Consider the following 12075-nt stretch of genomic DNA (forward strand, 5'->3'; position numbering starts at 1 on the left):
ATTCGAGCTTAACCCCCGACTCACCCTCGCCCACCGAACGCCGCTTCTGATCAGGCTTTCACCACGAAGTCGACATCGACGCGCGGCGTAGGGGCTGGAATGTCCGCTAACGGCCAGAAGCGGACATTCGCCCTCGCATTGGACGCCGATGCCAGCGACTTGGGCTCTGTTAGGTCTCAGCGTCCACGCGCCATGACGGCAGGCGAGCGCTCTTGAATCGCTCGGAAGTATGAGAAATAGCGCATCGCGTACTTGTTGCCGGCCGGTTCCGATGCCGCCATGCGAGGCCAAAGGTCCTCAAAGCCAACCTTTCGAAGCAGGCGCGCATACTCCTTGAACTCGCGAGGCGTGTTGCCGGCACCAAGCATGCCCGCCACACGGCGCCTGATTCGCACCTTGATTGCCTGGGACAGTTCAATGCCTTTCAGCGCCCGTGCCGCGTTGCTCTTCAGCACTCTACCGAATGGGAACGCGCCGTCTTGTTCGATAAACTCAACTCCCAGCGTCGCACAGGCTGGATCGCCGGCTTTTATTCCCTCAATGACCGGTTCCATGATCGGGTAGACCCAGGTCACGTCGGCACGATGATATGTCTTGGGTTGGAGAACGCGCGGCAACTGGACATCCAGTCGGGCACAGTGCTCCAGATACCGCGACTGGACGGCTTCCACGCTCCAAGCCCCTTTCCCGTTGTAGTCGCGAATGATCATCGTCAGGTCAATCCGAGGTCGGCGCGCAGCATCGTATGCATGACCGCTTTGGGTCGTAAGCGGACATAAGAATGCCGACTCGGGGCAGCGCATGTCCACGGGGATTCGAGCTTAACCTCCAACTTACCCTCTCCCATCGCACCCCTTTTCGAATCCGTGTCTCGCCCCGGGGCCGCTACCGGTCGGCAGCCTGACCCTGGCGCTTCCTCTATCGACCAGGAGTGGACACTTCCTCAACTCGACCAGATGGTCGCGCCCCCTTCAACCTCCGTCCAGTTCCCTCAAGCGAGCTCGAATGCTCTGCTCATTCAGATGCTTCCGGATGCAAAACCACTGCCGGGCCGAAGAGGAATAGAGCAACACTAAAGTAGTCACCGAGCCTAGGACAGCGGAACCAAAGGCGAGTCCCATCGGGCCGACCTGATAGCGCTCGACAACCTGGAACAAGACTAAAAAAAACAAGACAAGCACTACCCAAGCAGCAGCCAGGAACCAACGGCTGGCGGAGAGCGGCGGATCTATTTGACCTAGCCGTTTCAGCAGTTCAGTCAGCACCTGTCGCTCATTCGTATTGAACATGTTCAAGCCCTTGCTTACGTCATTAGATCTTCGTCAATCGTGACCGATTTCCACCACCCCCACCACCATGCTGAGTGATCGGTTTGGGAAACAAACGACAGATACGAGGACAGACGAACGATGGGAAGGAAGGCCGCCAAAGTGGCCCTGCACTCCATCGGAATACCTGATGCCTACTACGTAGCGAAGGGCTTTCGTCCGTTGCTCGTGCGTGCAATCAAATCAATGAAGCACGCTGCAACAGTTGCTGAGCAGGAAGAACTTGCTCGGCACAAAGAGGCGTTGCGCCTCTTAGACATGGTCATTCGAAATCGATCGAAATTTCGCAAAAAAATGCGGGGGTAAAAAAGCAAAAAGCCCTGAAAAATCAGGGCTTTAGCTTACAAATGGCGTCCCCACGGGGATTCGAACCCCGGTCGCTACCGTGAAAGGGTAATGTCCTAGGCCTCTAGACGATGGGGACAAAACTTGTTGTTCTTGCAGCTAACTCGTCCGGAAACCCTTTCAGTTCCGAAGAGTGGTGGAGCCAGCCGGGATCGAACCGGCGACCTCTACAATGCCATTGTAGCGCTCTCCCAGCTGAGCTATGGCCCCACGTGCTGGAAAGACGAACATCTTAGCGGGCGTTCAGCGATGTCGTCAAGCATTCATCGCTAAATTTTTTCCCGGTCCCGCGTCGCCTGGGCCGAATGGATCGGGCTGCGCGGGGTCGTGTTCGACCGGGCGCAATGTTGCCATGCCGTGACCCCGTTCCGCTAGATACTCGAGCCACTTTCCTAAAAAAGTATTCATCCGCATGCGGTGGCCGATCACCTCCGCCGGCGGCGGGTACATGCCGATGACGTCCTGCCAGCGGCGGCCGACATAGCAATGGGTGGCTTCGACCTGGTGCGTGTCGTGGTACAGGCGCAGATACGCGGAAGGGTCGGGCTCGCCGGTCAAGGGGTCCTGCAGCGCATACGTCAAGCGCATTTCTGTCGTATAGCGATGCTGCTCGATCACGTCCAGGCGCAGGTCGAGGCCGTCGCCGACGTCGGACAGGTACACGCCGCGCGCGAGTTCGGCCGAAGAAAACAGGCGCGAAAGGCGGTCGTGATTCTCCGCGTACAAGCCCATCAACCAGCCGAAACGGCTGAGTTTGGGAAGGCGCGCGAAGCGGGAGGCGGCGGTGCTCATGCTCGCGATCCTACACGCCTTGCGCAGCTCGCGGCAGCATTGACGCAATGGCGAAAAAGCCTTAATTTGTAGGCTCTTCGCCAAGGCGAACGGGTTCGGGAAAGCGCTGGGGAAAGCGCTGCGGAATTCACCCCCCGAACCCGGTTGCGGCGCGTGTGGCTACGCCCCGGTTCATGCATTCATCGACGAGCCATCGCCTCGCCGCCTTCCTGCTTACGTATCACATTCAGGGCCTGCCCTGCCCCACGCGTGCCCGCTGATCCGCACGTTCGCATCCGCGCCGCGCACGGCGGCGCGGCGCGGCGCGGCGCAGATCCTTGCTCAGAACATCTCGCGATGGATGCCCAAGGTGGTCAGCACCTTGCTCGAAATCTCTTCGATCGAAGTGTGGGTGGTGCTGAGGGTCGGGATGCGCTCGGCCCGGAACATCATCTCGGCCGCGGCGACCTCGCGCTTGCAGGTCTCGAACTGGGCGTAGCGAGAATTCGGCCGGCGTTCCTGGCGGATCTGCTGCAGCCGGATCGGGTCGATGGTCAGGCCGAACAGTTTGCTGCGGTAGGGCCGCAGCCGCGGCGGCAGGCGGTCGTGCTCGAGGTCTTCCTCGGTCAGCGGATAATTGGCCGCGCGCACGCCGTAATGCAGCGCCAGATAAACGCAGGTCGGGGTCTTGCCGGCCCGCGACACCGCGACCAGGATCAGGTCGGCCTCGGCGTAGTCGACGCTGGCCCCGTCGTCGTGGGTCAGGGCGAAATTCATCGCGTTGATGCGGCGGTGGTAGGTCTCGAAATCGGCGATGCCGTGGGCCTGGCCGACCCGGCGTTGGCGGGTCTCGTGCAGCTCCCGCTCCAGCGGTTCGATGAACGGCGCGAATACGTCCAGCATCAGGGCCCCGCTCTCGGCCAGGGCCGCGCCGACGTCCCCGTCCATGCAGGAATTGATGACCACCGGCCGCACCCCGTGGACCACGGCGGCCTCGCGGATCTTGGCCGCGGCGTCCTGGGCGCGCTCGACGCTGTCGACGAAAGCGATGCGATCGGTGACGAACCGGGTCTCGGTGAACTGGGTCAGCAGACTGTGACCGATGGTCTCGGCGGTGATGCCGGTACCGTCCGAAACGTAGAAAACGGGGCGGGTCCCGGCCATCGAACACCTCGGTTATGTGCTACGCCAATATGAAAAAGCCCATCGGATCAAGCTTGTATGCACCCGACGCACGGGCGATCATAGCCGCTTGGCCGCGCCCCTGACGTGTCCTCCCCCCTCGGAGATTGTGTGTCTTGAACGAGAACATCCTCTGGCTGCACGCGTTACGCCTCAACGATCTCGCCCGCGTAGGCGGCAAGAATTCCTCGCTCGGCGAGATGATCGGCAACCTCGCCAACCTCGGCGTATCGGTGCCCGGCGGCTACGCCACCACCTCCGAGGCCTTCAAGGCCTTCATCGCCCATAACAACCTGCACCAGCGCATCTTCGACAAGCTCGCGACGCTGGACGTGGAAGACGTGCCGGCGCTGAACGCGGCCGGTGCCGAAATCCGCGGCTGGGTCATCGAGTCGCCGTTGCAGGACGATCTGGACCAGGACATCCGCAGCGCCTACCGCAAGCTGTGCGCCGAGAACGCTGGCAACAGCGGCGGCGACGTCGCGGTCGCCGTGCGCTCCTCGGCCACCGCCGAAGACCTTCCCGACGCGTCCTTCGCCGGCCAGCAGGAAACCTTCCTGAACGTCACCGGCGAAGACGACGTGGTCCGCAAGGTCAAGGAAGTCTTCGCCAGCCTCTACAACGACCGTGCCATCGCCTACCGCGTGCATCACGGCTTCAAGCACGAAGACGTGTTCCTGTCCGCCGGCGTGCAGCTGATGGTGCGCTCCGACGTCGGCGCTTCCGGCGTGTTGTTCACTCTCGACACCGAGTCGGGCTTCCGCGACGTGGTCTTCATCACCTCCAGCTACGGCCTGGGCGAGATGGTCGTGCAAGGCGCGGTCAACCCCGACGAGTTCTACGTCTACAAGCCCACCCTGCAGCAGGGCAAGCCGGCGATCCTGCGCCGCTCGGTCGGCGCCAAGCAGTTGCGCATGGTCTATTCCGACCAACCCGGCGAACGCGTGCGCACCGAGGACACCCCGGCGGAACTGCGCGCGACGTTCTCGATCGACGATGCCGACGTGCACGAGCTTGCCAAGCAGGCGCTGGTCATCGAAAAGCACTACGGCCGTCCGATGGACGTGGAATGGGCGAAGGACGGCGTCAGCGGCAAGCTGTTCATCGTCCAGGCCCGCCCGGAGACGGTGAAGTCGCGCGGCAAGGCCACCCAGATCGAGCGTTACCAGCTCGAAAAGCGCGGCGAGATCATCACCGAGGGCCGCGCGATCGGCCAGAAGATCGGCAGCGGCGTGGCGCGCGTGGTGCGCAACCTCGACGACATGAGCCGGGTGCAGCCGGGCGACGTGCTCGTCGCCGACATGACCGACCCCGATTGGGAGCCGGTGATGAAGCGCGCCGCGGCGATCGTGACCAACCGCGGCGGCCGCACTTGCCACGCGGCGATCATCGCCCGCGAACTCGGCGTGCCGGCGGTCGTCGGCACCACCAACGGTCTGGACGCGATCAAGGACGGCCAGGTGGTCACGGTCAGCTGCGCCGAAGGCGACACCGGTTTCATCTACGACGGCAGCCTGCCGTTCGAGCGCCATGTCGCCGACCTGGACAAGATGCCGCCGGCGCCGCTCAAGGTGATGATGAACGTCGCCAACCCGGAGCGCGCGTTCGACTTCGCGATGCTGCCGAACGCCGGCGTCGGTCTGGCGCGTCTGGAGATGATCATCGCCAGCCACATCGGCATCCACCCGAAGGCGCTGCTCGAATACGCCTCGCAGGACGCCGATACCAAGAAGAAGATCGACGCCAAGATCGCCGGCTACGGCAACGACCCGGTGCAGTTCTACGTCGATCGCCTGGCCGAGGGCATCGCCACCATCACCGCGTCGTTCGCGCCGCATCCGGTGATCGTGCGCCTGTCGGACTTCAAGTCCAACGAATACGCCAACCTGATCGGCGGCAGCCGTTACGAGCCGCACGAAGAGAACCCGATGATCGGCTTCCGCGGCGCCAGCCGTTACGTCGATCCGAGCTTCTCCGACGCCTTCGCCCTGGAATGCCGGGCGGTGTTGAAGGTGCGCGAGGAAATGGGCCTGACCAATTGCTGGATCATGATTCCGTTCGTGCGCACCCTCGACGAAGGTCGCCGCGTGCTCGAGGTGCTGGAGAAGAACGGCCTGCGCAAGGGCGAGAATGGCCTCAAGATCATCATGATGTGCGAGGTGCCCTCGAACGCCTTGCTGGCCGACGAGTTCCTCGACATCTTCGACGGCTTCTCGATCGGTTCCAACGACCTGACCCAGCTCAGCCTCGGCCTGGACCGCGACTCGGCGATCGTCGCCCACCTGTTCGACGAACGCGATCCGGCGGTCAAGAAGCTGCTGGCGATGGCGATCTCGGCCGCGCGCGCCAAGGGCAAGTATGTCGGCATCTGCGGACAGGGCCCGAGCGATCACCCCGACCTGGCCGAATGGCTGATGGACCAAGGCATCGAGTCGGTTTCGCTGAACCCGGACACCGTGGTCGACACCTGGCTGCGCCTGGCCAAGGCGAAAGCCAAGGCCCAGGCCTGAGCGCACGATGACGGAAAAGGACGCGGTGCAGGCGCTGGTCCCCAAGTCCCTGCTGGGGCTTGAGGCCGGCTTCGATATCGACAAGCTGCTCGCCTGGGCGCAGACCAAGGGCCTGATCCTGATCAGCGCCCTGGCGATCCTGCTGATCGGCCTGTGGCTGGCCAAGTGGCTGTCGCGCGCCCTGGAGCGGGTCATGACCCGCGCCAACATGGAAGTCACCCTGCGTGGCTTCCTGCGCAACATCGCCTATGCGGCGATGATCGTGATCGTTGCGGTCGCGGCCCTGCAGCAGCTCGGCGTGCCGATGACCTCGGTACTCGCCGTGCTCGGCGCCGCCGGCCTGGCGATCGGCCTGGCGCTGAAGGATTCGCTGTCGAACATCGCCTCGGGCGTGATGCTGATCGTGCTGCGCCCGTTCCGTGCCGGCGACCATGTCCAGGCCGCCGGCATCGAGGGCACGGTCGAACAGATCCGCGTGTTCCAGACCCGCCTGCGCACCATCGACAACCGCGTGATCGTGCTGCCGAACAGCCTGATCACGACCGCGGCGATCATCAACTTCACCGCCAATCCCAAGCGCCGCATCGACCTGACCGTCGGCGTAGGCTACGACGACGACCTCAAGGTCGCCAAGGAAACGCTGTTGGCCCTGGCCAAGGCGCATCCGAACGTATTGCAGGACCCGGCGCCGGAAGTCTTGGTCACCGCCCTGGCCGAGAGCAGCGTCAATCTGGAGCTACGTTCCTGGGTCAAGACCGCGAACCTGATGCGGACCAAGAGCGACCTGGTCGAAGGCATCCGCAACGAGTTGATCGGCAAGGGCCTCAACATCCCCTACCCGCAGCGCGACCTGCACGTGTACCACCACGATGCCGATGGTCGTCCGCTGACCGAGGTGTTGACCAAGGCCATCGCCGACGATGGCGATGTGGCCCAACCGGTGGTCAAGCCGAAGGCGTGATCGCTTTCGCTTCAGGGTAGGAGCGGCGCGAGCCGCGACCCGGATCAGTCAGATTCCGTGTTGGTTGCATCGTAGGTCTATTGGCGTTGTCGCGGCTTGCGCCGCTCCTACCCCGAAGCGCAATCGCGCCGGTAAGGCGCCTCAGCCCAACCCGCCCAACTTGCCCATCGCCGCACGGTAATGCTTGAGCTCGGCGATCGAGTCCATGACGTCGCTCAGGGCGGTGTGTTTGCTGTCCTTGCTCAAGCCGGCCAGCACGTCCGGCGCCCAGCGCCGCGCCAGTTCCTTGATCGTGCTGACGTCGAGGTTGCGGTAGTGGAAGTACTTCTCCAGCCGCGGCATGCAGCGGTGCAGGAAACGGCGGTCCTGGCAGATCGAATTGCCGCAGATCGGTGAGGTGTTCGGCGACACCCACTGGGCGAGGAACTCCAGGGTACGGGTTTCGGCTTCTTCCATCGCCACGCCCTGTTCGAGCACGCGCTTCCACAGGCCGGACTTGCCGTGCTGGTGGCGGTTCCACTCGTCCATCGCCTGCAGGCGTTCGAGCGGATGGGCGATCGCCAGCTCCGGGCCCTCGGCCAGGACCTGCAACTGCGCATCGGTGACGACGGTGGCGATTTCCAGGATCGAATCGCGGTCGGTATCCAGCCCGGTCATCTCCAGATCGATCCAGATCAGCCGGTGCTCCTGCCCTGTCTTGTCGCTCATAGCCTCGCCGTCGTGCCCATGTCGCGGCATGATAGCCCAGCCCCCTTCCCAGCTGCCGTACCGCAATGAGCCAGAACGCCGCCTCCTTCGCCCACTACGCGATCCTCACCGCGATGCTGGCCCCCGCGTTCTTCCTGACCGCGACCGCCTCGCTGCTGCTGTCGGCCAACAACCGCCTGGCCCGGGTGATCGACCGCGCCCGGGTCCTGCTGAAGGAACTGGCCGAGACCGAGGACGCCGAGGAGCGCGACCAGCTCGAACGCCACATCCTGCGCCAGAAGAAGCGCAGCAAGATCATCCTGCGCGGCAGCCAGCTGCTCTACACCGCGATCAGCTTCTTCGTCGGCACCAGCCTCAGCGTGGCCGGCGACGCTTTCCTCGGCTACCGGCTCGGCGCGGTGCCCACGATCCTGGCCGCGCTCGGGGTGCTGGCGATGTTCGCCGCCAGCCTGCTGCTCGCCCGCGAATCCTCGCTGGCGGTCGAAGCGGTCAACGAGGAAATGGACCACGGCCACATCACCGCGATGAAGCGCTGGTCCAAGCCGCGCGCATGACCCGCGCCGGCCCGGCTTGCGGCATCATCCTGCTTCGCGCGCATCGTTCGCGTGCATAGATCCTGGAGCCCGTCATGGCCGACCCTCTGCTGCAACTGAGCAGCCACTACACCGTGGTCTCGGCGATGATCACGCCGGCGTTTTTCCTGACCGCGACCGCCTCGCTGCTGGTGTCCTCGAACAACCGCCTGGCGCGCGTGGTCGACCGCATGCGCCAACAGTTGAACCAGCTCGAAGACACGGTCGACGAACAGGCCCGCGACTATCTGGAGGCGCGCATCATCCTGCACCGCCGGCGGGTGCGCCTGATCCTGATCTGCCTGCAGTTGCTGTACGGCGCCATGACCGCCTTCGTCGCCACCAGCCTGGCGATCGGCATCGACCAGTTCACCGACTACCGCCTGCGCGGCGTGCCGACCGGCCTGGCGATGTGCGGCGTGCTGCTGGTGCTGGCCGCCTCGATCAACATGGGCCGCGAAGCGCGCATGAGCGTGTCCATGCTCGACGCCGAAGTGAAGCGCGAGTTCGACCGCGACAACGGGCGCCAGAAACGGCGCTGATGCGCGACAGGCAAGCGTTGAGAGCGAAGGCCTCGCACACGCCGGCGTTTACGCGCCCCACGCCAGAAACTCGCTCGATGCGAGCTACGGTCCTCAGATTGGCTTGCCGCGCTTGCGCCTGAAATACGCGGTCAAACGCGCGCCGGCCTCTTCGCCGAGCACGCCGCCGCGCACCTCGATGCGATGGTTGTGGCGCGGGTCGGTCAGCAGGTCGAATACGCTGCCGGCGGCGCCGGTCTTGGGGTCGCCGGCGCCGAACACCACGCGCGCGACGCGCGCATGCACCATCGCCATCGCGCACATCGCGCAAGGCTCCAGGGTTACGTACAAGGTCGTCCCGATCAGGCGGTGATTGGCGAGCCGCCGGCCGCCTTCGCGCAGGGCGACGATCTCGGCGTGCGCGCTCGGGTCGTGGCTGCCGATGTTGCGGTTCCAGCCCTCGCCGAGCACCTCGCCTTCGGCCGAGACCAATACCGCGCCGACCGGGATCTCGTCGTCCTCGCGCTCGGCCCGTTCGGCCAGCGCCAGCGCATGCCGCATCCAGCGTTCGTCGATGTCGGCCAGCTCGCTCACTCGGCGCGGGTTCCGCTCGTGGAAAGCGGCGATTATCGCCGACGCGCGGCCACGGCGCACCGGCCGTGCCGGTGCGCCTGCCTGCCAGCCGTTTCGACTCAGATCGAGGCGGCGGCGAGGAAGTCCGGCTTGCGCAGGGCCACGCCCTGATGCCGCAGGATCCCGTAGGCGGTGGTCAGGTGGAAATAGAAGTTCGGCAAGACGAAGAAGCGGATGTAATCGGCGGCAACGAACTTGAGTTCCGGCACGTTCGGCGGGCGGATCACGATCTCGCGCAGCTCCTGGCCCTCGATGCTCTCGCGCGGCACGCTGCGCAGGAATTCCTGGGTGCGGGCGATGCGCGCGCGCAGCTCGCCCAGGGTGATCTCGGTATCCGGGAAGCTCGGCGGCGCGATGCCGCCCAGGCGCGCGGCGCCGAATTTGGCCGCATCGCTGGCCGCCTGCACCTGGCGGGTCAGCGTGTACATGTCGGGTGCGAGCCGGCCGCCGAGCAACTGCTCGACCTCGATACCCTGCTCCTGCGCATGCGCCTCGCCCTTGTCGAGCAAGTGCGCAAGCGTGTCGAGACCGCGCAGCAGGCTCGGTACCGAGATGTCGTACAAAGATAGATTCATGGGGATTCTCTTCGCGTGGCGTGGTGGCGAGCGCGCCGCCATCGGACGGCGCGCCGGTGTCTGCTGGCTGGTGGATCGGAACAAGAGCGCACGAAGCCGGAGCGTCTCCCGGGTCCGATCGGCCCCGCTCGGGCCATCGACTCAAGACGAGCCGGCCAACCGGGCGCATCACACCCGGCCCTTAATGTAACGATTGCTAAGTAATGCGAAGCGGATTCTGGCCGCTTGCCCGGGCCGGGTCAACGATTTTATTATCGATCGCTATGGAAATACCCGTTGCTAAGCCCGAGCCTCTCCCGGAGGCCCCGGGCACCTGCGATAAAACCCCGCGTCCACGCGGCCGGCCGCGGGTGTTCGACCGCGAGCAGGCCTTGGAAACGGCGATGCGCTTGTTCTGGTGCCAGGGCTACGAGGCGACGTCGCTGAGCGATCTCACTGCCGCGATGGGCATCGCCGCGCCCAGCTTATACGCCGCGTTCGGCAGCAAGGAACAGCTGTTCCGCGCCGCCATCGCCCGCTACATCGACGGCTACCGCTGCAACGGCGGACGCATGCTCGCCGACGAAGCGCTGAGCACGCGCCAAGCCTTCGAGGCTTTCTTCGAATCGATCGCGCAGAGCTTCGTCGAGTCCGAACAGCGCTCCGGCTGCATGTTGATTGCGGCCGAAGCCGGCGGCCTGCCGGCGGAGTTACGCGCCGAGCTCGCGCGCTATCGCGGCGCGCTCGAAAACGAATTCCTGCTGCGCATCGAACGCGGTATGCGGGTCGGCGACCTGCCGGCCGCTACCGATGCGGCCGCCTTGGCCAAGTTCCTCACCGCCCTGACCCAGGGCCTGTCGGTGCAGGCGCGCGATGGTGCGACGACGGCGCAGCTGGCGCAGATCGTACGCATCGCGATGCGCGCCTGGCCTTCGCTTTGAGAGTGGCCGTCAGCCGGAGATAAGCGCTGGCGCGCTCAGTGCGCGCCGAGCGTTTGCCGCGCGAGCGTCGGCTTCGCGGTCTTTCGGGGCGCCGCCACGGGGTGTTTCCGGTAAAGCGCGTCGCAGCGGGAACGCTCCAGCTCGATCGCATGTTCGCTACGGGCCGCATCCGATTCGGTCCGCGCAGATGCGGCCGCGATCAGATGCGGCAAGGCCAGCAAGGCCGCCACCACCGGCAGGTATCTCGACATCGAACTTCTCCTTATCAAGGCCGCTCGTCATGCACCTTGGCCACGGCGGTTGCCTGGATCGGCCGGTACTGAAGAAACGACGAGTCGAGCGCTGCAAAATCGACAACGCAGGCGCAAACGCGAAAGGCGGCTCGACATACCCGGCTTCTCTGCGCAGACGCTCGCCCGTGAACCGCCGACATCGGGGCTCCGGGACAGATCGTCATGCGGCGAAGCTACGCCCCATTCCGGACTGGCTTTGTCCTAAATCGAAGACGCCACTGTGGCGATGTCATGATCCGAGACGCAGTTATCGATCGGACGTGACGTAGCGTCGCAGGCAAGTCGGCGTTGCCGGGGAAACCCACCGGGCTCAGCTTTAGGGATCTGTGGTGAGAAGCTTCGCTTGCCGAGGCCGGCATCGGCTGCGAACAGCGGCCGGAGCCGCGACGGCCCTCATGCATCGAAGGAAGGGGCGGTCACCCGCCCCTCCCCGGTGCCGGAATCAGCAGCCCGGCGTGCAGATGGCCCAGCAACGCGAATCCGGATCGTCCGGATCGCAGCTGCTGCAGCACGGCCGCGCGAACGCGCTGAGGCTGACACTGAGGCCCAATCCGAACGCGAAACAGGCCAGCAATACCTTGGTGCGGGACTTCCTATTCATCGCCTTCTCCCATGGTGATGGGACGACCGGGGCTCTCCTTCCCCGCCGTCCCGGACGCCGACGGCGGATGCCGTCCAGCGCGGTTCGCCGCGACTCCTTCCGCAGCCATTCGGTCCCACGATGCGGCGTTTCGCCGTCGCAGGAGTTCGTATCTC

The 12075-nt window shown here is 64.8% G+C and carries 14 protein-coding genes and 2 tRNA genes; 5 read left to right on the top strand and 11 right to left on the bottom strand.

The features are described 5' to 3' along the window. Positions 1-176: 176 nt before the first annotated feature. From ACTOWK_RS00230 to ppsR, 6 genes are all read right to left on the bottom strand, one after another. Positions 177-710 (bottom strand): hypothetical protein, encoded by a 534-nt coding sequence (locus ACTOWK_RS00230; RefSeq protein WP_441328234.1) that lies wholly within the window; start codon positions 708-710, stop codon positions 177-179. A gap of 261 nt (positions 711-971) precedes the next feature. Next, on the bottom strand, positions 972-1289 hold the full coding sequence (locus ACTOWK_RS00235; protein WP_441328235.1) for a hypothetical protein: 318 nt from the start codon (positions 1287-1289) through the stop codon (positions 972-974). Positions 1290-1676: 387 nt separating this feature from the next. Continuing rightward, a tRNA-Glu gene (locus ACTOWK_RS00240) sits at positions 1677-1752 on the bottom strand. A 55-nt stretch (positions 1753-1807) separates the two neighbouring features. Next, positions 1808-1883: transfer RNA gene (locus ACTOWK_RS00245), tRNA-Ala, on the bottom strand. 45 nt (positions 1884-1928) lie between these two features. After that, positions 1929-2465: a DUF1249 domain-containing protein gene (locus tag ACTOWK_RS00250; protein WP_441328236.1), complete on the bottom strand. Its 537-nt coding sequence runs from the start codon at positions 2463-2465 to the stop codon at positions 1929-1931. Positions 2466-2786: 321 nt separating this feature from the next. Beyond that, the gene (gene ppsR, locus ACTOWK_RS00255) at positions 2787-3608 is read right to left on the bottom strand and encodes a posphoenolpyruvate synthetase regulatory kinase/phosphorylase PpsR (protein WP_441328237.1); all 822 of its coding nucleotides are present in this window, start codon (positions 3606-3608) and stop codon (positions 2787-2789) included. A 134-nt stretch (positions 3609-3742) separates the two neighbouring features. On the opposite strand from ppsR, the gene ppsA reads away from it, so the two are divergent. After that, positions 3743-6136, top strand: a complete 2394-nt coding sequence (gene ppsA, locus ACTOWK_RS00260) for a phosphoenolpyruvate synthase (RefSeq protein ID WP_441328238.1) — start codon at positions 3743-3745, stop codon at positions 6134-6136. A 7-nt stretch (positions 6137-6143) separates the two neighbouring features. Then, the gene (locus tag ACTOWK_RS00265; protein WP_441328239.1) at positions 6144-7097 is read left to right on the top strand and encodes a mechanosensitive ion channel family protein; all 954 of its coding nucleotides are present in this window, start codon (positions 6144-6146) and stop codon (positions 7095-7097) included. Positions 7098-7238: 141 nt separating this feature from the next. Here the strand turns inward: ACTOWK_RS00265 and orn are convergent, their stop codons facing one another. After that, positions 7239-7805 carry an oligoribonuclease gene (gene orn, locus ACTOWK_RS00270; RefSeq protein WP_031370702.1) on the bottom strand — a complete coding sequence of 189 codons (567 nt, stop codon included), beginning with the start codon at positions 7803-7805 and terminating at the stop codon, positions 7239-7241. 65 nt (positions 7806-7870) lie between these two features. Between orn and ACTOWK_RS00275 the strand changes: the two genes are divergently transcribed. Both ACTOWK_RS00275 and ACTOWK_RS00280 read left to right on the top strand, forming a co-directional pair. Continuing rightward, entirely contained in the window at positions 7871-8359 is a 489-nt protein-coding gene (locus ACTOWK_RS00275; RefSeq protein ID WP_051884433.1) for a DUF2721 domain-containing protein, read from the top strand. A gap of 74 nt (positions 8360-8433) precedes the next feature. After that, positions 8434-8919: a DUF2721 domain-containing protein gene (locus ACTOWK_RS00280; RefSeq protein ID WP_051884431.1), complete on the top strand. Its 486-nt coding sequence runs from the start codon at positions 8434-8436 to the stop codon at positions 8917-8919. A 93-nt stretch (positions 8920-9012) separates the two neighbouring features. Here the strand turns inward: ACTOWK_RS00280 and tadA are convergent, their stop codons facing one another. After that, a complete protein-coding gene (tadA, locus tag ACTOWK_RS00285; protein ID WP_441328240.1) occupies positions 9013-9492 on the bottom strand; it encodes a tRNA adenosine(34) deaminase TadA in 480 nt (159 codons plus the stop codon). A 98-nt stretch (positions 9493-9590) separates the two neighbouring features. Next, entirely contained in the window at positions 9591-10106 is a 516-nt protein-coding gene (locus ACTOWK_RS00290) for a DUF1993 domain-containing protein (protein ID WP_441328241.1), read from the bottom strand. 383 nt (positions 10107-10489) lie between these two features. Here ACTOWK_RS00290 and ACTOWK_RS00295 point away from each other — a divergent pair, with 383 nt between their 5' ends. Beyond that, positions 10490-11026, top strand: a complete 537-nt coding sequence (locus ACTOWK_RS00295) for a TetR/AcrR family transcriptional regulator (protein WP_441328242.1) — start codon at positions 10490-10492, stop codon at positions 11024-11026. Between the two features lie 35 nt (positions 11027-11061). Here the strand turns inward: ACTOWK_RS00295 and ACTOWK_RS00300 are convergent, their stop codons facing one another. Continuing rightward, the gene (locus ACTOWK_RS00300) at positions 11062-11277 is read right to left on the bottom strand and encodes a hypothetical protein (protein WP_441328243.1); all 216 of its coding nucleotides are present in this window, start codon (positions 11275-11277) and stop codon (positions 11062-11064) included. A gap of 484 nt (positions 11278-11761) precedes the next feature. Then, positions 11762-11920, bottom strand: a complete 159-nt coding sequence (locus tag ACTOWK_RS00305; RefSeq protein ID WP_408953519.1) for a hypothetical protein — start codon at positions 11918-11920, stop codon at positions 11762-11764. Positions 11921-12075: the final 155 nt, after the last annotated feature.

This window comes from Lysobacter sp. CA196 (genome assembly GCF_052078695.1).
Lineage (GTDB): Bacteria > Pseudomonadota > Gammaproteobacteria > Xanthomonadales > Xanthomonadaceae > Lysobacter.